This window comes from Nonomuraea antri, assembly GCF_013283785.1.
In the GTDB taxonomy this organism is placed as follows: domain Bacteria; phylum Actinomycetota; class Actinomycetes; order Streptosporangiales; family Streptosporangiaceae; genus Nonomuraea; species Nonomuraea antri.
The window spans coordinates 11,690-32,523 of the sequence record NZ_JABCPZ010000074.1; the positions used below are offsets into that span (position 1 = coordinate 11,690).

A 20,834-nucleotide genomic window follows, 5' to 3' on the forward strand; every position below is an offset into this window, starting at 1 on the left:
AGGGACACAATGGATCCCGGAAACAGTCCAATGTCCCGGTAATAGACAGGACCAATATGGCCGACCTGCATGTCCCCATCGATCGCGCGAGGGGCGGGCTGGCCGCGCAGGTGGCCGGTGAGCTGCGCACGGCCATCAGGCACGGCCGGCTGTCGGCGGGCACCCGGCTGCCCGCCAGCCGCGACCTGGCCGCCGATCTCCAGGTGTCCAGGGGGGTGGTGGTCGAGGCGTACGAGCAGCTGGTGGCCGAGGGGTTCCTGGTCTCGCGGGTGGGCGCGGGCACCGTGGTGGCCCCGGTCACGCCGCGCCCCTCGGCGGTCACGCCGCGCCCCTCGGCGGCGGCTACGGCCCCGCCTGGCGTGCCCGGCTGCGGGCCGTTCTACGGGCACCGTCCGACCTCGCCCGACCTCGGCCACTTCCCCCGGGAGCGGTGGCTGGCGTCGGTGAGGCACGTGCTGGCCACCGTCCCTTCCGACGCGCTCGACTACGGCGATCCCGGCGGCGTGCCCGAGCTGCGCGAGGAGCTGGCGGGATACCTGCGCCGGGTCAGGGCGGCGGACGTGCGGCCGGAGAACCTGGCCATCGTCGGCGGCGTGGCCCAGGGGCTCAGCCTGGTGCTGCACGTGCTGACCCAGGACGGCCCGATCGACCTGGCCGTGGAGGACCCGACCAGCCATCGCCAGGTCCCGCTGCTGCGCCGGGCCGGCGCCCGGCTGGTGCCCGTCCCCGTCGACGGCGAAGGGCTGGTGGTCGACGGGCTGCGGGCCGGCGCGGTGCTGGTCACGCCCGCGCACCAGTACCCGACCGGGGTGGTGCTCTCGCCGCCGCGCCGGGCCGCGCTGGTCGCCTGGGCCGAGGCGAGCGGCGGCGTGATCCTGGAGGACGACTACGACGCCGAGTTCCGCTTCGACCGCGACCCCGTCGGCTGCCTGCAGGGGCTCGCGCCCGGCCGCGTGGTGTTGTCGGGCAGCGTCAGCAAGGCGCTGGCGCCCGGCCTGCGGCTGGGCTGGGTGGCGGCGCCCGCGCACCTGGCCGAGTCCATCCGCAGGGCGCGCGGCGAGCTCGATCTGGGCTCCCCGGTCATCGAGCAGTACGCGTTGGCCCATTTCCTGCGTACCGGCGGCTACGACAAGCACCTGCGGCGGATGCGCAGGGAGTACCGTCGCCGCAGGGACGCCCTGGTCGCCGCGCTGGCCGCGGAGCTGCCCGGGGTGCGTGTGCGCGGCATCGAGGCCGGCCTGCACATCTACCTGGACCTGCCGGGTGGATGGGACGAGCTCGACACCGTGCGCGCGGCCCAGGAGCTGGGGCTGTCCGCCGAGCCGGTGAGCCCGATGCGGGCCCTGGCCGGGCACCCGGCCGTGGTGCTCGGGTTCGCCCGGGTTCCGGTGCACAAGGCGGCCGAGGCCGTCCGAGGACTAAAAGTCAGAATGTCAGGACAAAACATTGACTGAGGGAGAAGAACTCGCTTAGAAAGAAAGCCCCACCCCCATTGGAGGCGCCATGCGTGTGGGATTGCTTGGCCTGGGCCGGATCGGCGCGTTTCACGCCGCGACCCTGGCCGCGCACCCGCTGGTGGACGAGTTGATCGTGGCAGACCCGATCAGGACGTCGCCGTACGGGCGTCCAGGAGACCCGTTCGAGGCCGATCGCCTGGTGATCGCCACGCCGACCGACACGCACGCCGGGCTCCTCGTCCGCGCGGCCGAGGCGGGCATCCCCGCGTTCTGCGAGAAACCGGTGGCGGGCACGGTCGAGGAGACCGTCGAGGTGCTGCGCGCCTGCGCCGGGCACCACGTGCAGATCGGCTTCCAGCGGCGCTTCGACTCCGGCTACACGGCCGCCGCCGACGCAGTGCATGCGGGCGAGCTGGGCGAGCTGCACCGGGTCCACCTGATCACGGCCGACCCCGCGCCGCCGCCCGCCGAGTACGTCGAACGCTCCGGCGGCATCTTCCGCGACTGCCACATCCACGACTTCGACATCCTGCGCTGGGTGACGGGACGCGAGGTGGAATCGGTGTACGCCATCGGCGCGAACCGGGGCGACGACTTCTTCACGAAAGCGGGCGACGTGGACACCAGCGTGGCCATCCTGCGGCTGGACGACGGCACGCTCGCCACGCTGCAGGGCTCGCGCTACAACGGCGCGGGCTACGACGTGCGGATGGAACTGGCCGGCACCAAGGGCACCCAGGTCGTCGGCCTGGGCCCGCGCGCCCCGCTGCGCAGCACCGAGGGTCTGCAACCGCCCGGTGATCCGTGGCCCGACTTCGTCACCAGGTTCCAGCCCGCCTACGTCCAGGAGATCGACGCCTTCCTGCGCAGCGACCGGAGCCTGTGCTCGATCGAGGACGCGCTGGCCGCGCTCTACGTCGCCGAGGCCGCCCAGCTCTCGCTGCGCGAAGGACGTCCCGTCGAGGTCGCGGAGGTGACGCGATGAGGCTCGCCGGCGCCCCCATCTCGTGGGGGGTGTGCGAGGTGCCCGGCTGGGGACACCAGCTCGAACCCGAGCGCGTGCTGTCCGAGATGCGCGAGCTGGGGCTCACCGCCACCGAGCTCGGCCCCGAGGGCTTCCTGACCCCCGAGCTCATCGCCGCGCACGGGCTGAGCCTGGCCGGCGCGTTCGTGCCGGTGGTGCTGCACCGCGACGACCCGCTGCCCGAGCTGCCCGCCGAAGGCAACATCGTGCTGGCCGCCGCCACCGGCGCCGACGGCTACGACGAGCGCCCGGCGCTCGACGAGCGGGACTGGGCCAGGCTGCTGGCCAGCCTCGACGCCATCGCCGCCGAGCACGGCCCGCGCGTCAGCCTGCACCCGCACGTCGGCACCATGATCGAGACCCGGGACGAGGTCGACAGGGTGCTCGACGGCAGCTCGATCCCGCTCTGCCTGGACACCGGGCACCTGCTCATCGGCGGCACCGACCCGGCCGCGCTGGCCAGGGCCGTGCCGTCCAGGATCGCGCACGTGCATCTGAAGGACGTCGACGCCGAGATCGCCGGCCGGGTCGCGCGCGGCGAGCTGACCTACATTCAGGCCGTGCGCGAAGGCGTCTACCGGCCGCTCGGCCAGGGCGACGTGGACATCGCGGGCATCGTCACCGGCCTGGAGAAGAACGGGTACGCGGGCTGGTACGTGATGGAACAGGACGTCATCCTGTCGGGCCCGGACGAGCGGCCGGTGGAGAACGTCCGGCGGAGTCTGGCGTACCTGGACGGGGTGCTGGGGCTTGGCTGACTATCGCGAGCTGCGTCAGACCAGGGCCAGGTTCCCCGAACGCATCGCGGAAGCGGCGGCAGGACGGCGGCGCAGGCCGCTGCTCGGCGACCGCGACCAACTGATGATCATCGCGGCCGACCATCCGGCCAGGGGCGCGCTCGGCGTCGGCGGCCGGCCGCTGGCCATGGCCAGCCGCGTCGAACTGCTCGACCGGCTGTGCGTCGCGCTGACCAGGCCGGGCGTGGACGGCCTGCTGGCCACCCCCGACGTGGTCGAGGACCTGCTGCTGCTCGGCGCGCTCGACGACCTGATCGTCATCGGCTCGATGAACCGGGGCGGGCTGCAGGGCGCGGTGTTCGAGTTCGACGACCGCTTCACCGCCTACGACACCGACGCCATCGCCAGGATGCGGCTCGACGGCGGCAAGATGCTCTGCAGGATCGCGCTCGACGAGCCCGACACCGCCGGCACGCTGCAGTCCTGCGCCAGGGCCATCACCGAGCTGGCCGACGCCGGGCTGGTGGCGATGGTGGAGCCGTTCTGGTCGAGCAGGAGCGGGCACGACCTGTCGCCTGAAGGGGTGATCAGGGCCATCAACGTGGCTCAGGGGCTGGGCGTCACCTCCGCGCGCACCTGGCTGAAGATCCCGGTCGTGGCGGACATGGAACGGGTCATGCAGGCCACCACGCTGCCGACGCTGCTGCTCGGCGGCGACCCCGGCGACACGCCCGACCTGGCCTACGCGTCCTGGCGCAAGGCGCTGCGGCTGCCGGGCGTGCGCGGGCTGGTGGTCGGCCGCGCCCTGCTCTACCCGCCGGACGACGACGTGGCCGCCGCCGTCGACACCGCCGTCTCCATGCTGGAACCCTGATCAGGCGTTGTCCTCATCAGGCGGCGTCCTCATCAGGCGGTGTCCTGATCAGGTATTGGACGGCTCGGCGGCCTGCTTCGGCTGGAATCCGGGCGCCAGCAGGACGATCGCGCCGGCCAGCACCAGCGGCGCCACGAACGCGACCCGCAGGTCCGTGGCGTCGGCGATCGGCCCGACCAGCGCCGCGCCGACGATGAAGCCGACGTAGTTGAAGAGGTTCACGCGGGCGATCGCCACCCCGGTGCCCGCCGGGTCCAGCCGCCCGGCGGCGGAGAACGACTGGGGCGCGATCACCGCCAGTCCCAGCCCGGTCAGCCCGAAGGCGGCGATGCCCAGCGGCTGGCTGGGCGCCAGCACGACACCGGCGAAGCCGAGCGTGGCCAGCACGCCGCCGATCCTGACGATGGCGGCCGGGCCGTACGTCCTGACCGCCAGGTCGCCGCCGAGCCTGACCACCAGGGTGGCGGCCTGGTAGGCGGCGTAGGCCAGGGCGACCACGTTCGCGTTCGCGCCGAGTTCCTTGCTCATGAACACGGTGTTGAAGTTGGAGACGGCCGAGTCGCCGATGTAGAGGAAGAACATGGCCAGGCAGAGCGGGATCATCGGCTTCCACGGCAGCCTGCCCGCGGCCTGGGCGGCGCCGCCGGGCACCTGCTCCTCGGCCACCGTGTAGAGCGTCGGCCCGCAGTACAGCGACCCGGCCACGGCCAGCACCATCGGGATCGCCATCGTGACCGGCAGGGGCAGCGCGGCCCCGATCGCCGACACCCACAGCGCGCCGATCAGGCTGAGCGCGCTCCACACGCAGTGGAAGCCGTTCAGCACGGCCCGGTCGTAGCGGCGCTCGACGGCCACGCCCTGCATGTTCATGCCCGCGTCCACCGCGCCGACGGCCAGGCCGAACAGCAGCAGCGCGGGCACCAGCAGCGGCACGGACGGCGCCAGCCCGGCCAGCACCACGGCCAGCGCCACGGCGGGCTGTGCGACGCGCAGCAGCAGCTTGCTGCCCAGCCGGGCGGCGAACGTGCCGGCCGCCACGCTGCCGATCCCGGCGAACACCGGCACGATCAGCAGCAACACGGTGAGCTCGCCCTCGCCGAGCCCGTGCTTGGCCTGCAGCGCGGCGACCTGGACGAGCAGCGTGGCGAAGGACAGCCCCTGCACGCCGTAGACGACGTAGGTGGCGAGGCGGGCTTGGCGATCACGTGGGGACGGCACGGCGGCCTCCTGATTTTGGGGGGAAATCAAACGTGAGGCGGAGTCAGGTTAGCGCCGCTCCAGCCGCCGCGCCAGCACGAGATCCAGGGGCGATTCCCCGCAAGGTAGGGTGCCGGGGTGAAACGGGGATACGCGTCGGGCGATGCGCGCAAAGAGCGCATCCTGGCCACCGCGCTCCTGGAGTTCGCCGAGAACGGCTACCGGGGCGCGTCCCTGGCCCGCATCGCCGAGCGCGTCGAGTTGTCGCAGGCCGGGCTGCTGCACCACTTCAAGAGCAAGGACCGGCTGCTCATCGCGGTGCTCGACTACCGCGACGCGCTCGACGAGCGCAGATTCGACTTCGCCGCGATGAGCGCGGTCGCCGCGCTGCACGCCCTGGTCGGCGTCGTCGAGCACAACGCCCGGGTGCCCGGCCTGGTGCAGCTCTTCTCGGTGATCAGCGGCGAGGCCGTCACCCCTGACCACCCCGGCCACGAGTGGGCCAGGGAGCGCTACCGCCGGCTGCGCGCGAACGTGGCCGAGGCGCTGCGCCAGGGCGCGGAACGCGGCGAGTTCCGCGCCGACCTCGACGCCGAGGCGCACGCCGACCGGCTGATCGCCATGATGGACGGCCTGCAGACCCAGTGGCTAATCGACCCTGACCGGGTGGACATGGCGGCCGTCTTCCGCGGCTACGTCGACGATCTCATCGCCGCGCTCGCCCCCGCCCCCGCCTAGCCGCTTGGCCGCCGCCCACACGCCCAGCGCGATCAGCCCGGCCACCTCGACGATCGCCAGGCCCCGCTCGACCAGGCCGAGCGGCATGATCCGATACCAGGGCAGCCCCTGCTGTGCGCCGATGTACATGGCCACGCCCATCGCGGCCACGTACAGCACCGAGCAGATCCCGAAGCCGAACGCGACCAGCGAGGCCGGCCGCCGCTCACGGCCGCGCCACGGCCTGGCGATGATCACCACCGCCAGCGGCAGGCAGAGGAAGGCCAGGAAACTGCCGAAGCGGTGAATGCTGCCGCTCATGCTCGGGCCGACCGACCAGTCGTGCTTGTGGAACAGGCCGGCCAGCAGCAGTCCCGCGCTCCAGGCCAGCAGCGCGAGCAGGCCGATCAGCCCGGCCAGGCGGCGGCGGGCCAGCGACAGTCCGATCGCCGCCGAGCCGATGGCCAGCAGCACCACGCCGGTGCCGAAGATCCAGGCGTCGGGGCCGAGGCCGTGTTCGCTGATCGTCCGTCTCAGCAGGTTCATCTCGCCGAGACTGGCCACTTCCAGGCCCACGATCATCGTGACGCCCGCGCCGACCGCGCCCAGTCCCCATCGTGCGGGTAAATGCACGCCCACCTCCCTTTTGCCAGATCAACGGCGAAGCCCGGTCATCGATTCCTGCGGTTTCCCGGCCCGTCACGGGGAATCCGGCGGGGACTCGTCGTGCGGCGGGGGCTCGTCGTGCGGCGGGCGCGAGTCCGGTCGCGGACCTCCCCGGGGCCGGCGCGAAACCGGCCGCAACGCCGCTCCGCCGGACACGAGCGAATTTCCCGGCTGCCGGATATCGTCGGAAGTGTGAACGAACGCGCGGGATCGTGGTTGCCGAAGCTGCAGGAAGTCGGAGAGCGGCTGGCCGAGGAGTGGGTGTCCTCGCGCCGTCCCCCCGCGTCCGGCGGCGACGCGCCGCAACCGCACGAGCTGCGCGCGTCCGACGCCGACAGGGAACGCATCGCCCAGGTGCTCCAGGACGCGCACGCCGACGGCCGGCTCGACCTGTCCGAGCTGGAGGAACGGCTCGGCGTCGTCTACTCCGCGCGCACCCTCGGCGAGTTGGCCGGGCTGACCGCCGACCTCCTGCCGGAAGACGAGCAGCCGCTCAAGCTCGACGGGCGGCCGGTGTCGGCGTTCTTCAAGAAGGAGCAGCGCGGCGGGCGCTGGGTGGTGCCGGCCGAGCTCGACGTGACCGCCATGTTCGGCACCACCAAGCTGGACTTCCGCGACGCGATCCTGCAGAACCGGCGCATCATCATCAACGCCACGCTGGTCTTCGGCGGGCTGGAGATCCACGTCCCCGAAGACCTGGAGGTCATCCGGGTCGCCAAGGGCAACACGGTCAGGCTCACCAAGCAGCCGACCGAACCCGACGGGCCCGTCGTCGAGGTGCGCACGACGAACTTCGCCGGCGACGTCAAGGTCAAGGAGCCCCCGCGCCGCAAGCGCCGCCGCTGACCGGTTCGCCCGGTGCGCGGCGGCGCCACGAACGGGTCAGCCGGCCGTGTCGAAGTTGATGGCGCTGTAGGCACGCAGCTTCCAGAGCTGGTGCTCGCTCTCCACCTTCCTGATCGTGCCCGAGCGGCCGCGCATGACCAGCGAGCTGGTCACCGCCACGCCCGAGCGGAACCTGACGCCCTGCATGAGCTCGCCCTGCGTGATGCCCGTCGCGGCGAAGAACACGTCGTCGGAGCGCACCAGGTCGTTGGTGGTGAGCACCTGGTCGAGGTCGTGCCCGGCGTCGAGCGCCTTGCGGCGCTCGGCGTCGTCGCGCGGCCACAGCTTGCCCTGGATCACGCCGCCCAGGCACTTGAGCGCGCACGCGGCCACGATGCCCTCCGGGGTGCCGCCGATGCCCAGCATCAGGTCGATGCCGGTGCCCGCGCGGGCGGCCATGATGGCGCCGGCCACGTCGCCGTCGGTGATGAACTTGATCCGCGCGCCCGTCTCCCTGATCTCCTTGACGAGCTGCTCGTGCCTGGGACGGTCGAGGATGACCACGGTCACGTCGGAGGCCGAGCAGTGCTTGGCCCGGGCCACCGCCTGGATGTTCGCCGCCACCGGGGCGTTGATGTCCACCACGTCGGCCGCCTCCGGGCCGGTGACCAGCTTCTCCATGTAGAACACGGCCGACGGGTCGTACATCGAGCCGCGCTCGCTCACCGCGATCACCGACACCGCGTCGGGCATGCCGAGCGCGGTCAGCCTGGTGCCGTCGATCGGGTCGACGGCCACGTCGCAGTCGGGCCCGCTGCCGTCGCCGACGTGCTCGCCGTTGAACAGCATGGGCGCGTGGTCCTTCTCGCCCTCGCCGATCACCACGACGCCGTTCATGGACACCGTGTTGATCAGCTGGCGCATCGCGTTCACCGCCGCGCCGTCGGCGCCGTTCTTGTCCCCCCGGCCGACCCAGCGGGCCGCCGACATCGCCGCCGCCTCGGTGACGCGGACGAGCTCCATCGCCAGGTTGCGATCAGGGGCGTGCTCTCCCGTGGCGAGTGCTGCCGGTACCGACGTCTGATCGGACATGATGCGTGGCCTCCTCGTGGACAACTACCTCGATCGTAGTTGCCGGTCTTTTCCCGGTCAGAGGGGGATAATCTCTCCTACTCGGATTACTCCTCTGCCCAGCGAGTTCGTACTGACTCGGCGCCCGGCCCATCTCTGTAAGCTTCACTTGGTCCCCTACGAGGAGGTCGCATGAGCGAGGTCTCAGGCGCGGTCACGGCACCACGCACATCCGAGCGCGGCGCGGCCACGCGTAGCTCCCTTCTCGCCGCGGCCAGGGACGTCTTCGTCTCCAAGGGCTTCGCCGAGGCCGGCGTGACCGACGTGGTCGCCAGGGCCGAGGCCAGCGTGGGCAGCCTCTACCACCACTTCTCCGGCAAGGCCGACCTCTACCTCACGCTGTGGGAGGAGTTCCAGGCCAGGCAGACCCAGCGCACCAAGCAGGCCGCGCGCGCGGCCCGGGCGGCCGGCGAGAGCGACCCGATGGGCGTGTTCATCAGCGCCGCGCGCGCCTACCTCGAAGGCTGCCTGGAGGAGCGGGAGCTGTCCGCGCTGTTCCTGCGCGGAGACGGCCCGCCCGGCTTCGAGGTGGTCATGCGCGACCGCCTGCGTACGTGGGCGCAGCGCAACGCCGCCCTGTTCGAGAACCAGCCCGCGCTCGTCGTGGTGATCACCGGGGCGCTGGCGGCGGCGGTGTCGGAGGTGGTGCCCTCGGGCGACCGGGCGCTGGCCGAGGAGGTGCTCGCCATCATCGGGCAGATCCGCCCGGCCACTTCGGCGACCACCGCCGCCAGCGGGTAACCTCGCCAACTGTGCGACGCTTCTCCCAGAGTTTCTACGGCTACGCGGTGGCCCTGTTCATCTGCCTGGCGGCGGTGGGGCTGTTCCTGCTGGTGACCCCGCAGAGCCGGGAGGAGCACATTCCGCGGCTCGACTACTCGATCACCGTCGCCAACTTCGGTCACACGGTGCCGTACCAGGTGTGGGCCCCGGCGAAGGACCCCGAGGGCTGGATACCCAACAGCAACAGGAAGGCCAAGGGCGCCGACGGCTCCGAGGTGCTCTTCCTCGGCTACGCCACCGCCGAGCGCGAGCACGCGATGTTCGCGCAGAGCAACGAGAAGCCTGCCGCCGAGTTCGCCAACCGCATCGCCAACACGAACAAGGCCGTCGGCACCCAGCAGGTCGGCGGGGTGGCCTGGGAGCAGCGCTTCCGCGAGGACAAGAAGCAGCGTTCGCTGGTGCGCGTCCTGCCCGACGTCACGCTGGTGATCACCGGCACCGCCGACTGGCCCGAGCTCGCCGCCCTGGCCGCGTCGTTGCAGCAGCGTCCGCTGGCCACCGACTGACCCCCGACGCGCTGATGGCCCGGGTTGTCGGCGGGCGCGTCTAGGGTGGTGGCCGTGGCAGACGAGAAGGCACCCTCATACGAGCAGGCCCGCGAGGAGCTGACCGAGGTGGTGCGCCGCCTGGAGACGGGCGGGCTCACGCTGGAGCAGTCGATCGAGCTGTGGGAGCGGGGGGAGAAGCTGGCCGCCATCTGCGAGGAGTGGCTGCAGGGCGCCCGGGTCAAGCTCGCCGCCGCGATGGCCAGGAGGTCCGAGCCGGGCGCCGGCCACGGCGACGACCGGCCGTTCTGACCTTCCCGGCCCGACTGCCGGCCCTGCCTTCGAAGGTCGCTTCTGTCTGCTCTGTGGTGGCTCAGGCGCTCGCGCGGTAGAGGGCCACGACCGGGATGCGGCGGCTGGTCCTGCGCTCGTACTCGGCGAAGCCGGCCGCCTGGGCGACCATCCTGGCGTAGAGCGCGTCACGCTCGTCGCCCTCCACGAACTCCGCCTTCACCTGGAACGTCTCGGTGCCCACCTCGGCCGTCGCGGCCGGCGTGGCACGCAGGTTGTGATACCAGGCCGGGTGGTGGTCGGCGCCGCCGTTGGAGGCGATGACGATGTAGCGCTCGCCGTCGGCCAGGTACATGACGGGGCTGGTCACCTGGTTGCCGGTGCGTGCGCCGGTGGTGGTGAGCAAGACGAGGGGCGAGCCTTCGAACATGCCGCCGACCTTGCCGTCGTTGGCCCGGAACTCCTCGATGACCTTCTGGTTGAACTCGCTCGCCATGATTCTCACTCCTTAATCGGAGAACTCTCCACTTATGCCCGCGAGCTTAACCGGAGAGTTCTCCGGTTTCAAGCGGTATGCTGCTGGCGTGCGTGAACGTCCACTGCTGCCGATCGTCGGGCAGCCGGGGCCCGAGCGGGCCGATGCCGCGCGGAACCGGCAGAAGATCATCGAGGTGGCCGCGCGGATGATCGCCGAACAGGGTGCGGAACAGCTCTCGCTCGACGAGGTGGCGCGGGCGGCCGGCGTGGGCGTGGGCACGGTCTACCGGCGCTTCGGCGACCGGGCCGGGCTGGTGTACGCGCTGATCGACGAGAGCGAACGGCGTTTCCAGGCGGCGTTCCTGACCGGCCCGCCGCCACTCGGACCGGGAGGGCCCGACCCTGGGCTGGGCGAGCCCAGGGTCGGGCCGCGAGATTCCGGGGTCGAGCCGGGAGGGTCTGGGGCCGAGCCGGGGGATTCCGGCGCGGAGGCGGGAGATTCCGGGGAGGCTGAGGCGGAGGCGCGTGAGCGGATCGTGGCCTTCCTGTGCGCCCTGGTCGATCGGGTGATGGCCCAGCGGGAGATGTTCGTGTTGCTGGAGGGGTCGGCCAAGGCGAGGTACACCGGGCCGTACCGGGTGTATCACACGCACCTGGCCGGGCTGCTCGCGCGGGCGCGGCCGCACGGCGACGTGGTCTACCTCGCCGACGCGCTGCTCGCCCCGGTCAACGCCTGCCTCCTGGGCTTCCAGCGGGTCGATCGCGGCATGCCGGCCGAGGCCATCAAGGCCGGGCTCGCCGAACTGGTCACGGCGGTCTGCGCCGCCCAGCCCCAAGACCGCGAGCCCCAAGACCGCTGGCCCCGAGAAGGTTAGGCCTCCTCCGTGCGTACCGTCAGGCGGTCGTCGGTGAGGCGGACCGTGAGCACCGAGCCAGGCGGGACGTCCGCGGCCAGCCTGACCACCTCGCCCGACGGGTGCTGGACGATCGCGTAACCGCGTTCCAGCGTGGCCGCGGGGGAGAGCGACACCAGGCGCGCCCGCAGATGGGTCAGGTCGTCAGAGGCCCGGTCGAGTGAGCCCGACAGCGAACGCCTGGCCCGCTCGCGCAGCGCGTCGACCTGCTCGGCCCGGCGTTCGAGCTCGCGCACCGGATCGGCCAGCGAAGGACGCGACCGCACCGACGTCAGCCACGACATCTCGCGGTCGAGCCAGCCGCCGACCACCCGCCTGCCCCGGTCGCGGAGCTGGCGCACCAGCGTGAGCTGCTCGCCGACGTCGGGGACGACCTTCTTGGCGGCGTCGGTGGGAGTGGACGCGCGCACGTCGGCGACCAGGTCGAGCAGCGGGCTGTCCTGCTCGTGGCCGATCGCGCTGACCACCGGCGTACGGCAGGAGGCCACCGCGCGCACCAGGGTCTCGTCGGAGAACGGCAGCAGGTCCTCCAGCGAACCGCCGCCACGGGCGATCACGATGACGTCGACGGACGAGTCGGCGTCGAGCTTGCGCAGCGCCTCGGTGACTTCGCCCACCGCGTACGGCCCCTGCACGGCCACTTCCTCGACCTTGAACCGCACGGCCGGCCAGCGACGCCGGGAGTTCTCCAGCACGTCGCGCTCGGCCGCCGATTCGCGGCCGCAGATCAGGCCCACGGTCTCGGGCAGGAACGGCAGCCGGCGCTTCCTGTCGGCGGCGAACAGCCCCTCGGCGGCCAGCAACTGGCGCAGGCGTTCGAGCCTGGCCAGCAGCTCACCCACGCCCACCGGCCTGATCTCCAGCGCGGTGAAGGCGAACGAGCCCTTGTTGACCCAGAAGTCCGGCTTGACGTGCACCACGACCCTGGCCCCGTCGGACGGCCTGGGCGCGGCCGCCTCGTACACGCCGCGTGGTGCGGTGACCCGGGCCGAGACGTTCGCCACCGGGTCGCGCAGCGTCAGGAACACCGTGCCGCCACGGGCGCTCAGGTCGGTGATCTGACCTTCGACCCAGACCGTGCCGAGCTTGCCGATCCAGCCGCCCACCATCTGCAGGACGGTGCGGATCGGCAGCGGGGACTCGGGCGTGGTCTTCGAGGTCATGGCGGAAGACTACGGTCTTGGGGCGACCGTTCGGCGGGGCTACTCCCCGGCGCGCAGCTTGGCCAGCCGGTTCTCGAACATGCGCACGACCTCGGGGCGGGCCGTGGTGGCCTGCTCGTAGGCCAGCAGGGCGGCGATCTGCTCCTCGCTCTTGCCGCGCATCCTGGCGCGCAGCGAGGCGACGGTCAGGCCGGCGTAGCCCGGCAGCGGCTCCTCCAGCTCGGTCGCCACCGCGACGGCGACGGGCTCGGCGGCCTTGACGGGCTCAGCGGCGGCGGCAGGCTCAGCGGCCTTGACCGGCTCGGCGGCGACGGCCGGCTCGGCGACCTTGACGGGCTCGGCGGCCTTGGCCGGCTCAGGGGTCTCGGCGGGCGCGGCAGGCTCGGGCTTGCTCGCCGGCGTGAAGATGACCGGGTCGGGCTTGGTCTTGGCGACGCCGTTCGGCTCGGCGCCGCTGGGGCGCGGCGCGAAGATGACCGGCTCCCTGCGGGCCGGCTTCTCCTCCTCGGCGGCCTCGTCGTCCTTGGCGGCCTTGGCGGTCTTGGTGTCCTTGGCGGGCTCGGCGGGCGCGGCCACCTGCTCGGCGGCGATCGGACGCGAGTCGTGACCCTCCTCGCGCTCCTCCTCCTTCGAGCCCAGGCCCTTGATCGAGTTCTTCACCCGGTCCACCAGCAGCAGCGCCTGACCCGCCGCGTTGAGTGTGGTCTGGATCACGAGGAGCGGAAGGTCTTTGGCCTTCTCCTTGAACTCGTCCTTGTTGGTGACGGTTTTGGTGATGTTGCGTATCACGTCGCTGAGGGACATGACGTCTCCCTGGGAGGTCTGTATTGGACGGCCAGTCTGGCAAACCGCGGACAACCACGCACGCGCGGGCCTGTTGGTCGCTCCACGTAGCATAAGAAGTATGGAGCCCCAGACCCCTACTTCCCGCCGAGTCCTCGTAGCCAAGCCACGCGGCTACTGTGCCGGAGTCGATCGAGCCGTGGTAGCGGTCGAGAAGGCCCTGGAGCAGTATGGTGCGCCGATCTACGTGCGCAAGCAGATCGTGCACAACACCCATGTGGTCAAGACCCTCGAGGCCAAGGGCGCCATCTTCGTCGAGGAGACCGAAGAGGTGCCGGAGGGGGAGATCGTGGTCTTCTCCGCCCACGGTGTCTCGCCCGCCGTGCACAGCGAGGCGAAGCAGCGCGGGTTGCGCACCGTCGACGCTACCTGCCCGCTGGTCACCAAGGTGCACAACGAGGCGAAGAGATTCGCGAATCAGGACTACGACATCCTGCTCATCGGGCACGAAGGCCACGAAGAGGTGGAGGGCACGGCCGGTGAGGCGCCCGACCACATCCAGCTCGTCGACGGGCTCGACTCGGTCGACCGGGTGCGCGTGAAGGACCCGAGCAAGCTGGTGTGGCTGTCGCAGACCACCCTCTCGGTCGACGAGACCACCGAGACCGTCGCCAGGCTCAAGGAGCGCTTCCCCACGCTGATCGACCCGCCCAGCGACGACATCTGCTACGCCACGCAGAACCGCCAGGTCGCGGTGAAGGAGATCGCCGCCGAGTCCGAGCTGGTCATCGTGGTCGGCTCGGAGAACTCCTCCAACTCCAAGCGCCTGGTCGAGGTGGCTAAGGACTACGGGGCTCAGGCGTCGTACCTGGTCGACAACGCCTCGTTCATCCGCGACGAGTGGCTCGACGGCGTGACCACGGTCGGGCTGACCAGCGGCGCGTCGGTGCCGGAAGAGCTGGTCGACGGGGTGCTCGCGCACCTGGCCGAGCGCGGGTTCGGCGACGTGCGCGAGGTCGAGTCGGTGCCGGAGAGCATGCGCTTCGCCCTGCCCCACGAGCTGCGCAAGGACCTGCGCGCCTCCTGAGACGGCCCCCTTCGGGGGCTAGTCCTCGCCGCGCGGGGTGCCGTACACCTTGGGCTCGAAGTAGCCCTCGGGCTCGGGCACGAACGGCTGGCGCGGGCGCGGCACCTCCGCGCCCGCCCGCAGCTCCTGCCGCAGGTCGCGGACGTTGTCGCGAAGCCCGCGCCGCAGCGCGACGGCCAGCACCACGGCCGAGCCGGCGAACAGCCAGGGCGCGCCGCTCGACAGCGAGCTGTACAGGCCGAGCGCGAGCGACTGCAGGATCGACACCGAGCCGAACGCCCGCCCGATCTCCACGAACAGGGTCGCGCCGAAGAACACCAGCGGCGGGGTCACCACCAGCGACAGCAGCTCGCGCCGGTTGACCAGGAGCGCGCCGAGCAGGCTGGAGATCACGAAAGCGGCGCCCACGAGCTGCGGTATGTCGAGCAGGTCGGCGGCGATGTAGCCGGCCAGGGTGGCGACCAGGGCGAGCGCGATGGCGCCGCGGGAGGTCAGCTTGACCGCAGAACGCCTGGCCTTCTCACCCACTGCCCCCGCCCCCATTCGCTGCGCCACCGCTCTTCCCTGAGCCCATTTACGGTGACCCGTTGGCCAACTTACCGTTCGAGTGCGAAATCAGAGACGTGGTTTCGAGCAGTTCAGGGGAGGCCAGCGGCCTGGGCAGCCCTTCGAGCATCTCCGGAGAGTCGAGTTCGCCGTCCACCACGCCCAGGTCGTGAAGTTTGCGTGCGGTGACCAGAACGCGGCTTTCGAGCGATCCGACCGACTTGTTGTACGCCTCCACCGCCCGCGTCAGCGCCCTGCCCAGTGATTCCACGTTCCTGCCCAGCGACGACAGCCGCTCGTACAGCTCCTTGCCCAGCTCGAACACCGCACGCGCGTTCTCGCTGAGCGCGGCCTGCTGCCAGGCGTAGTGCGCGGTGCGCAGCATCGTGATCAGCGTGGTCGGGGTGGCGATGTGCACCCGGCGGGTCATCGCGTACTCCAGCAGCCCGGGATCGCGCTCCAGCGCCGGCGCCAGGAACGCCTCGCCCGGGATGAACAGCACCACGAACTCGGGCGACGGGTTGAACCCCTGCCAGTACGCCTTGGCCGCCAGCCGGTCGATGTGCTCGCGCACGTGCCTGGCGTGGGCGTCGAGCCGGACCGTGGCCAGCGACTCGTCACCGGCCTCCGCCGCCTCCAGGTAGGCCGCCAGCGAGACCTTGGAGTCGACCACGATGTTCTTGCCGCCGGCCAGGCGCACCACCATGTCGGGCCGCATGGAGCCCTCGGTGACCTGCTCGTCGAAGTCGCAGAAGCGCTGCATCCCGGCGATCTCCGCCACCCTGCGCAGTTGCAGCTCGCCCCAGCGGCCGCGCGCCTCGGGCCGCTGCAGCGCGCGCACCAGCGAGTTGGTCTGGGTGCGCAGCTGCTCGTTGCTCTGGCGGACGAACTCCATCTGCTTGGCCAGCTCGGCCCTGGCCGCCCGCTGGCCGGACTCGGTGTCGCGCAACTGGGCCTCGACCCGGGCCAGCGCGTCCTTCAACGGCTCGACCAGGTGCTCGACCGCCTGCCTGCGCTGGTCGAGATCGCCGCTCGCCTCGGCCCTGCTGGCCGCCAGCCTGGTCTCGGCCAGTTCGAGAAAGCGCACGTTGTTGACGTCGAGCGCGCGCGTGGACAGGGCCTGGAAGCGTTCTGCGAGCTGCTCCTCGACGTAGACGAGCTTCTCCGCGGCGGATTTGGCCCGCGCGTCGGACTCGGCCACCCGCACCGCCGCGCGCGTCCTGGCCACCAGGAAACCGATGACCAGCCCGACGGCGAGCCCGATGAGAAGCGACACGACATCCACTCCATCGATGATTGCAGGACATCGGGCCCGGATCGCCCCGACACGCTTGAGCATTCCGCTTGCGCCACATCCGTACCGTCACCCAGAGTATTCGCATGCTCACCGTTCAGCGTCTGGCCGGCATCGCCGCGGCGGTGGCCGTGGGCGGGATCGCGCTGGCCGGAGCCGTCATCGCGGGCTCGAACCAGCCGGCGGGCCGGCTGCCGGCGCCGACCCTGCTCTGGTCGCCCGGCGCCTGCGTGACCGGCGACTACGCGCTGACCCCGTGCAACGGCGGCCGGTCGGAGGTGGTCGCCATCGCGCCCGACCCGCCGGGTCGCGGCGACTGCCCGGACGACACCGACGACGTGCTGCGCGTCGGCCGCGGCCGAACGGCGTGCGTGCGCAACTTCATCGACCCGCACCCCGGCGCGCCGGGAGGCGGCGGCGGCCTGCTCAGGGCGGGCGACTGCGTCACCCTCGACGGCCGCGAGCGGCCCTGCTCCGGCCCCGGCTGGTACGGCCGCGCGATCGCGATCACCGGCGACCCGGCCGCCTGCCCGCCCAGCACCCTCGACACACTCTCCGGGCGGCCAGGCGCCGGCCGGGACACGATCTGCCTCGGCCCCGGCGGCCAGGTGCTCGCGGAAGGCGACTGCGTCGCCGAGCCGGCCCGCGACGTGATCCCCAGATCCCAGGTCGCCAGGGTCGCCTGCGGCTCGCCCCGCGCCTGGGCGCGCGTGCTGTCGTTCGAGGCCGGGCCGGCCGGCTGCCCCCGCGACTCCGACCGCTACCTGGAGGCCAGGACGGCCCGCCGTCCGGTGACCTGCCTGCGCCTGGAGAGCAAGTAAACTCACTGCCCGTGAGTCTTTCCATCGGCATCGTCGGTCTGCCCAACGTCGGCAAGTCCACGCTGTTCAACGCGCTGACCAAGACCGGCAACGCCCTCGCGGCGAACTACCCGTTCGCCACCATCGAGCCCAACGTGGGCATCGTGGGCGTGCCCGACGACCGCCTGCCCAAGCTGGCCGAGATCTTCGGCTCGGCGCGCATCCTGCCCGCCAAGGTCGAGTTCGTCGACATCGCGGGCCTGGTCAAGGGCGCCTCGGAAGGGCAGGGCAGGGGCAACCAGTTCCTCGCCAACATCCGCGACACCGACGCCATCTGCCAGGTGATCCGCGTCTTCGGCGACCCCGACGTCACGCACGTCGACGGTGAGATCTCTCCCAAGCGCGACATCGAGACGATCAACACCGAGCTGATCATGGCCGACCTCCAGACGGTCGAGAAGGCCGTGCCGCGCCTGCAGAAGGAGGCGCGCAACAACAAGGACAAGAAGGCCGCGCTGGAGGCCGCCGAGGCCGCGCTGGCCGTCCTGGAGACGGGCAAGACCATCTTCGAGAGCGGTCTCGACCGCGAAGAGCTGCGCGACCTGCACCTGCTGACCGCCAAGCCGTTCCTGTACGTCTTCAACCTCGACGCCGACGAGCTGGTCGACACCGCGCTCAGGGAGCAGCTCTCCGCGCTGGTGGCCCCGGCCGAGGCCGTCTTCCTCGACGCCAAGATCGAGTCCGAGCTGGTCGAGCTCGACGACGAGGAGGCGCTGGAGCTGCTGCAGTCGGTCGGCCAGGCGGAGTCGGGCCTGTCGCAGCTGGCCAGGGTCGGTTTCGAGACGCTCGGCCTGCAGACGTACCTGACGGCGGGGCCGAAGGAGACCAGGGCCTGGACGATCCGCAAGGGCGCCACCGCGCCCGAGGCGGCCGGCGTGATCCACACCGACTTCCAGCGCGGCTTCATCAAGGCCGAGGTCGTCTCCTTCGACGACCTGACGGAGGCCGGCTCGATCGCCAGCGCGCGTTCCGCGGGCAAGGCCCGCATCGAGGGCAAGGACTACGTCATGCGCGACGGCGACGTGGTGGAGTTCCGCTTCAACGTCTGATCTGTGTGATCCAGCGTCCGGCCCGGGGGGCGGGTGTCACAGCTCGCCGCGCTCGGCGAGCGTCTGCGTGTAGTAGCCCTGGTCGGTGGGTCTGCCGTCGGCCACGGCGTCGATCACCGTGTGCATGATCTCGTTGAAGGTCCTGAAAGCGGCGTCGTCGCCGGCCTTCATCTCGCAGTTGTGTATGCGGCTGTACCAGTATTTCTGCTCCTCCTCGATGCGCGGCAGGAGCTCGTCGCGGGTCAGGTTGCGCGCTTCCTCGATCGTGAGCCGTTGGAAGTGAGGCATGTCCCGATTCTTCCACCGGGGGCTCCGATCGTCCGTCATCCTTGGTTGACGTTTGATCGAGGGACAACTGACGCGTCAACCACTTTGGGCCACCGCGCGTCGAATCGTCACGGCGTTCGACGCTGAATCGGGAGGGCCCATGATCCGCCGTATCATCCGGAAGCGACGTCCTGTGCCGACGCTCGCGGGCATCAGCTTGGAGGAGGAGCTCGCCCTGCTCAGAGTGGAGCTCATGTACGGTCTGCGCGTCGACCGCGAGGACTACCTGCGCAGGAAGGTGGACGAGCGGAACGAGATGCGCACCCGGCTGCGCGACCAGGACGCCGCGGCCATGCTCGCGAACCTCAGGGGTTCGCTGGAGCGCGCGGTGTCGCCGGCGGGCTCCGCCGGCCGGTCGTCCGGCGTGATCGATCTGGGCAGCCGGCGCCGGGCGAAGGGTGGACCGGAACCCGCCTGAGTGGCGCCTCCGCTCACGACTCATGCCGAATGCGCAGGTCGTTGACAAGTCCATGCCTCATTTGGACAGGATTCCGTGGCCGCTGGGCTACCCGAATTTAGGCGTTCGCGCTGGTCAAAAGCCGTTTCAACCGGGAAGTGACAGGAATCGGCACACCGGCCTGCCCAACGCGTCCGGTTTGCCGTCAGGGCGGCGATGCCTGCAGCATAGGCGTGGCTTTCCTGGAACAATGGCGGAGACCGGATAGGGTGACTGCTTCACCGCGGATGATGGGGATCGGCAACGGACGACACCGCGCCAGCCGGGGGGATCGGCGCGAGCGGAGGCGTGATGGCTCGTAGGTCTACCGTCCAGCACGGTCCTCGGATCGCTGGCGACCCCGAGCTTTCCGCACGCCCTGAAACGGCCGACTTCGACGTGCCGCGGCCACGCAGGCCGCGGCGCGGAGGCTGGGCGGGCGGTGGCGGGCGGTGGCTGGTGTGGGCGGGCCGAATCATTCTTTGGGCGCTTATTCTGGTTATCGTGGTCAATGGGGTTCGTGCACCATTTGAGAGGTTTACTCAGCAAAACACGGCAGCTCCCAATGGGGGTGCCGTCCAGGCGCATCACGGATTCCCCGCCGAGCCCGGCATGGCATTCGCCGCCCAGTTCGCGGGGGTCTATCTGAATTTCAACCCGACCGACGCCCAGAGCAGGTCGGGCAAGCTCGCCGCGTTCCTGGCCGAGGGCATGGACCAGCAGATGTGGTGGGACGGATTCGGCAAGATGGCGGCCGTCGCCATCCAGCCGTACGACCTTCAGGCGAGCGACTCCAGGAACGCCGTGATCAGCGTGGCCTTCCAGACGGGCGCCCGCAGGCTCATGCTGTCCGTGCCGATCTACTACTCCGGCGACGAGGGCGGCAGGCGGTTCGTGGTGTCCGGCCGTCCGGCGATCCTGCCCGCGCCCGCTCCGGCCGATCTGCCCGTCCTGGCCAAGCCCGAGACGGACGACGTGGCCGCGGGCGAGCTCAGGACCCAGTTGTCCGACTTCTTCAAGAACTACGCCTCGGGCGAGACCTCGGGCCTGCAGCGCTACGTCGCACCCGGCAAGAGCGTGCAGAGCCTCGGCGGGGCCTTCGTCTTCAAGGAGCTCAAGGAAGTCGTGGTGCCTGTGGGGGGTGCCACCAGAGAGATCCAGGCGGTCGTGGTGTGGGAGGTGCCCACAGGTGCGGCACCGCCTGCCGACCCGAACGCCACCGACCCCAGCGCGGTGGCCGGGACACTCGTGCAGGCCTACCACCTGACCGTCGAAAAGCAGGGCGACAAGTGGTATGTCGCCGATATCCGCGGCGCCGGTCGCGTTGGATAGAGGCACGGCCGCGCTGCTGATCGGTACCCCCCGGAAGGACAAGAAGTGATCTTGAAGACCGCAATGCTGACCTTGATCGAGATGACGCCGACGCCCACGCCGACCGGCATCGACACCGGAGGGCTCGCCAACTTCCTGCGCGCGTTCTTCGCCCCGTTGTTCCTGGTCGTCGTGTCCGTCGTGGCGTTGTTCTTCCTCTTCACCCGTGAGATCACGAGATTCGTGCAATTCCTGATCCTGGCCGTCGCCATCGGAGTGATCTTCTACGTTCCCAACATCATCGAGGTGACGGCGAAGGCGATCGCGGGCGCACTGGGCATCAAGTAAGGGTTGAGACCGCTCCGCGGCGGTCATGAACGAGCGGGTGGAGAGGAGGACC

Annotated in this window: 25 protein-coding genes; 16 read left to right on the forward strand and 9 right to left on the reverse strand. The window is 70.9% G+C overall.

Translation table 11 applies throughout. The features are described from left to right. Positions 1 to 56: 56 nt before the first annotated feature. Genes pdxR through HII36_RS24055 form a run of 4 tightly spaced genes read left to right on the forward strand, consistent with a single transcriptional unit; the run spans position 57 to position 4,092 of the window. Positions 57 to 1,454 carry a MocR-like pyridoxine biosynthesis transcription factor PdxR gene (pdxR, locus tag HII36_RS24040; RefSeq protein WP_173525496.1) on the forward strand — a complete coding sequence of 466 codons (1,398 nt, stop codon included), beginning with the start codon at positions 57 to 59 and terminating at the stop codon, positions 1,452 to 1,454. Between the two features lie 49 nt (positions 1,455 to 1,503). After that, positions 1,504 to 2,442, forward strand: coding sequence for a Gfo/Idh/MocA family protein (locus HII36_RS24045; RefSeq protein ID WP_173525497.1), 939 nt, complete (start codon positions 1,504 to 1,506; stop codon positions 2,440 to 2,442). Then, positions 2,439 to 3,239 (forward strand): TIM barrel protein, encoded by an 801-nt coding sequence (locus tag HII36_RS24050; RefSeq protein WP_173525498.1) that lies wholly within the window; start codon positions 2,439 to 2,441, stop codon positions 3,237 to 3,239. The genes HII36_RS24045 and HII36_RS24050 overlap by 4 nt, the downstream gene beginning before the upstream one ends. Then, positions 3,232 to 4,092 carry a Cgl0159 family (beta/alpha)8-fold protein gene (locus tag HII36_RS24055; RefSeq protein ID WP_173525499.1) on the forward strand — a complete coding sequence of 287 codons (861 nt, stop codon included), beginning with the start codon at positions 3,232 to 3,234 and terminating at the stop codon, positions 4,090 to 4,092. The genes HII36_RS24050 and HII36_RS24055 overlap by 8 nt, the downstream gene beginning before the upstream one ends. A 48-nt stretch (positions 4,093 to 4,140) precedes the next feature. Here the strand turns inward: HII36_RS24055 and HII36_RS24060 are convergent, their stop codons facing one another. Further along, positions 4,141 to 5,310 (reverse strand): MFS transporter, encoded by a 1,170-nt coding sequence (locus HII36_RS24060; protein WP_173525500.1) that lies wholly within the window; start codon positions 5,308 to 5,310, stop codon positions 4,141 to 4,143. 117 nt (positions 5,311 to 5,427) lie between these two features. Here HII36_RS24060 and HII36_RS24065 point away from each other — a divergent pair, with 117 nt between their 5' ends. Beyond that, positions 5,428 to 6,027 (forward strand): TetR/AcrR family transcriptional regulator, encoded by a 600-nt coding sequence (locus HII36_RS24065; RefSeq protein ID WP_173525501.1) that lies wholly within the window; start codon positions 5,428 to 5,430, stop codon positions 6,025 to 6,027. Here HII36_RS24065 and HII36_RS24070 read toward each other — a convergent pair. Then, the gene (locus tag HII36_RS24070; RefSeq protein WP_173525502.1) at positions 5,938 to 6,639 is read right to left on the reverse strand and encodes a DUF998 domain-containing protein; all 702 of its coding nucleotides are present in this window, start codon (positions 6,637 to 6,639) and stop codon (positions 5,938 to 5,940) included. The two genes, HII36_RS24065 and HII36_RS24070, sit on opposite strands and share 90 nt — an antisense overlap. Before the next feature lie 225 nt (positions 6,640 to 6,864). Here HII36_RS24070 and HII36_RS24075 point away from each other — a divergent pair, with 225 nt between their 5' ends. Next, a complete protein-coding gene (locus HII36_RS24075; RefSeq protein ID WP_173525503.1) occupies positions 6,865 to 7,518 on the forward strand; it encodes a DUF1707 SHOCT-like domain-containing protein in 654 nt (217 codons plus the stop codon). Positions 7,519 to 7,554: 36 nt separating this feature from the next. On the opposite strand, the gene glpX is transcribed toward HII36_RS24075, so the two are convergent. After that, positions 7,555 to 8,589, reverse strand: coding sequence for a class II fructose-bisphosphatase (gene glpX, locus HII36_RS24080; protein WP_173525504.1), 1,035 nt, complete (start codon positions 8,587 to 8,589; stop codon positions 7,555 to 7,557). 171 nt (positions 8,590 to 8,760) lie between these two features. Between glpX and HII36_RS24085 the strand changes: the two genes are divergently transcribed. The 3 genes from HII36_RS24085 to HII36_RS24095 are packed head-to-tail and all read left to right on the forward strand — an operon-like array spanning position 8,761 to position 10,208. Further along, entirely contained in the window at positions 8,761 to 9,369 is a 609-nt protein-coding gene (locus tag HII36_RS24085) for a TetR/AcrR family transcriptional regulator (protein ID WP_173525505.1), read from the forward strand. Between the two features lie 11 nt (positions 9,370 to 9,380). Next, positions 9,381 to 9,917: a DUF4245 domain-containing protein gene (locus HII36_RS24090; RefSeq protein ID WP_173525506.1), complete on the forward strand. Its 537-nt coding sequence runs from the start codon at positions 9,381 to 9,383 to the stop codon at positions 9,915 to 9,917. 54 nt (positions 9,918 to 9,971) lie between these two features. Next, positions 9,972 to 10,208, forward strand: a complete 237-nt coding sequence (locus HII36_RS24095) for an exodeoxyribonuclease VII small subunit (RefSeq protein ID WP_173525507.1) — start codon at positions 9,972 to 9,974, stop codon at positions 10,206 to 10,208. Between the two features lie 61 nt (positions 10,209 to 10,269). Here the strand turns inward: HII36_RS24095 and HII36_RS24100 are convergent, their stop codons facing one another. Then, positions 10,270 to 10,683 carry a nitroreductase family deazaflavin-dependent oxidoreductase gene (locus HII36_RS24100; RefSeq protein WP_173525508.1) on the reverse strand — a complete coding sequence of 138 codons (414 nt, stop codon included), beginning with the start codon at positions 10,681 to 10,683 and terminating at the stop codon, positions 10,270 to 10,272. Positions 10,684 to 10,771: 88 nt separating this feature from the next. Between HII36_RS24100 and HII36_RS56870 the strand changes: the two genes are divergently transcribed. Next, on the forward strand, positions 10,772 to 11,539 hold the full coding sequence (locus HII36_RS56870) for a helix-turn-helix domain-containing protein (protein ID WP_328807853.1): 768 nt from the start codon (positions 10,772 to 10,774) through the stop codon (positions 11,537 to 11,539). Here the strand turns inward: HII36_RS56870 and xseA are convergent. Beyond that, positions 11,536 to 12,741 carry an exodeoxyribonuclease VII large subunit gene (gene xseA, locus HII36_RS24110; RefSeq protein ID WP_173525509.1) on the reverse strand — a complete coding sequence of 402 codons (1,206 nt, stop codon included), beginning with the start codon at positions 12,739 to 12,741 and terminating at the stop codon, positions 11,536 to 11,538. The genes HII36_RS56870 and xseA overlap by 4 nt on opposite strands. Before the next feature lie 39 nt (positions 12,742 to 12,780). Then, the gene (locus tag HII36_RS24115; RefSeq protein WP_173525510.1) at positions 12,781 to 13,545 is read right to left on the reverse strand and encodes a hypothetical protein; all 765 of its coding nucleotides are present in this window, start codon (positions 13,543 to 13,545) and stop codon (positions 12,781 to 12,783) included. A gap of 100 nt (positions 13,546 to 13,645) precedes the next feature. On the opposite strand from HII36_RS24115, the gene HII36_RS24120 reads away from it, so the two are divergent. Beyond that, on the forward strand, positions 13,646 to 14,611 hold the full coding sequence (locus tag HII36_RS24120) for a 4-hydroxy-3-methylbut-2-enyl diphosphate reductase (RefSeq protein ID WP_173525511.1): 966 nt from the start codon (positions 13,646 to 13,648) through the stop codon (positions 14,609 to 14,611). 18 nt (positions 14,612 to 14,629) lie between these two features. On the opposite strand, the gene HII36_RS24125 is transcribed toward HII36_RS24120, so the two are convergent. Both HII36_RS24125 and rmuC read right to left on the reverse strand, forming a co-directional pair. After that, complete coding sequence (locus tag HII36_RS24125; protein ID WP_328807854.1) at positions 14,630 to 15,166, reverse strand: DUF6542 domain-containing protein; 537 nt, start codon at positions 15,164 to 15,166, stop codon at positions 14,630 to 14,632. Between the two features lie 19 nt (positions 15,167 to 15,185). After that, entirely contained in the window at positions 15,186 to 16,451 is a 1,266-nt protein-coding gene (rmuC, locus tag HII36_RS24130; RefSeq protein WP_328807855.1) for a DNA recombination protein RmuC, read from the reverse strand. Between the two features lie 86 nt (positions 16,452 to 16,537). Here rmuC and HII36_RS24135 point away from each other — a divergent pair, with 86 nt between their 5' ends. Together HII36_RS24135 and ychF are read left to right on the forward strand one after the other, a co-directional pair. Next, positions 16,538 to 17,272 (forward strand): hypothetical protein, encoded by a 735-nt coding sequence (locus HII36_RS24135; protein ID WP_173525513.1) that lies wholly within the window; start codon positions 16,538 to 16,540, stop codon positions 17,270 to 17,272. A gap of 11 nt (positions 17,273 to 17,283) precedes the next feature. Continuing rightward, on the forward strand, positions 17,284 to 18,360 hold the full coding sequence (ychF, locus tag HII36_RS24140) for a redox-regulated ATPase YchF (RefSeq protein WP_173525514.1): 1,077 nt from the start codon (positions 17,284 to 17,286) through the stop codon (positions 18,358 to 18,360). Positions 18,361 to 18,396: 36 nt separating this feature from the next. On the opposite strand, the gene HII36_RS24145 is transcribed toward ychF, so the two are convergent. Beyond that, positions 18,397 to 18,648, reverse strand: a complete 252-nt coding sequence (locus tag HII36_RS24145) for a hypothetical protein (protein WP_173525515.1) — start codon at positions 18,646 to 18,648, stop codon at positions 18,397 to 18,399. A 139-nt stretch (positions 18,649 to 18,787) separates the two neighbouring features. Here HII36_RS24145 and HII36_RS24150 point away from each other — a divergent pair, with 139 nt between their 5' ends. The 3 genes from HII36_RS24150 (at position 18,788) to HII36_RS24160 (ending at position 20,782) form a co-directional block, all read left to right on the forward strand. After that, a complete protein-coding gene (locus HII36_RS24150; protein ID WP_173525516.1) occupies positions 18,788 to 19,105 on the forward strand; it encodes a hypothetical protein in 318 nt (105 codons plus the stop codon). Positions 19,106 to 19,735: 630 nt separating this feature from the next. Next, positions 19,736 to 20,455: a conjugal transfer protein gene (locus tag HII36_RS24155; RefSeq protein WP_236003813.1), complete on the forward strand. Its 720-nt coding sequence runs from the start codon at positions 19,736 to 19,738 to the stop codon at positions 20,453 to 20,455. A gap of 63 nt (positions 20,456 to 20,518) precedes the next feature. Beyond that, positions 20,519 to 20,782, forward strand: a complete 264-nt coding sequence (locus HII36_RS24160; RefSeq protein ID WP_173525525.1) for a hypothetical protein — start codon at positions 20,519 to 20,521, stop codon at positions 20,780 to 20,782. Positions 20,783 to 20,834: the final 52 nt, after the last annotated feature.

Coding starts and splice junctions, on each gene's coding strand:
- HII36_RS24155 (WP_236003813.1), top strand. CDS start 19,736: ATGGCATTCGCCGCCCAGTTCGCGGGGGTCTATCTGAATTTCAACCCG.
- pdxR (WP_173525496.1), top strand. CDS start 57: ATGGCCGACCTGCATGTCCCCATCGATCGCGCGAGGGGCGGGCTGGCC.
- HII36_RS24150 (WP_173525516.1), top strand. CDS start 18,788: ATGATCCGCCGTATCATCCGGAAGCGACGTCCTGTGCCGACGCTCGCG.
- xseA (WP_173525509.1), bottom strand. CDS start 12,741: ATGACCTCGAAGACCACGCCCGAGTCCCCGCTGCCGATCCGCACCGTC.
- HII36_RS24115 (WP_173525510.1), bottom strand. CDS start 13,545: ATGTCCCTCAGCGACGTGATACGCAACATCACCAAAACCGTCACCAAC.
- glpX (WP_173525504.1), bottom strand. CDS start 8,589: ATGTCCGATCAGACGTCGGTACCGGCAGCACTCGCCACGGGAGAGCAC.
- HII36_RS24100 (WP_173525508.1), bottom strand. CDS start 10,683: ATGGCGAGCGAGTTCAACCAGAAGGTCATCGAGGAGTTCCGGGCCAAC.
- HII36_RS24145 (WP_173525515.1), bottom strand. CDS start 18,648: ATGCCTCACTTCCAACGGCTCACGATCGAGGAAGCGCGCAACCTGACC.
- HII36_RS24135 (WP_173525513.1), top strand. CDS start 16,538: ATGCTCACCGTTCAGCGTCTGGCCGGCATCGCCGCGGCGGTGGCCGTG.
- HII36_RS24160 (WP_173525525.1), top strand. CDS start 20,519: ATGCTGACCTTGATCGAGATGACGCCGACGCCCACGCCGACCGGCATC.
- HII36_RS24085 (WP_173525505.1), top strand. CDS start 8,761: ATGAGCGAGGTCTCAGGCGCGGTCACGGCACCACGCACATCCGAGCGC.
- HII36_RS24120 (WP_173525511.1), top strand. CDS start 13,646: ATGGAGCCCCAGACCCCTACTTCCCGCCGAGTCCTCGTAGCCAAGCCA.
- HII36_RS24045 (WP_173525497.1), top strand. CDS start 1,504: ATGCGTGTGGGATTGCTTGGCCTGGGCCGGATCGGCGCGTTTCACGCC.
- HII36_RS24050 (WP_173525498.1), top strand. CDS start 2,439: ATGAGGCTCGCCGGCGCCCCCATCTCGTGGGGGGTGTGCGAGGTGCCC.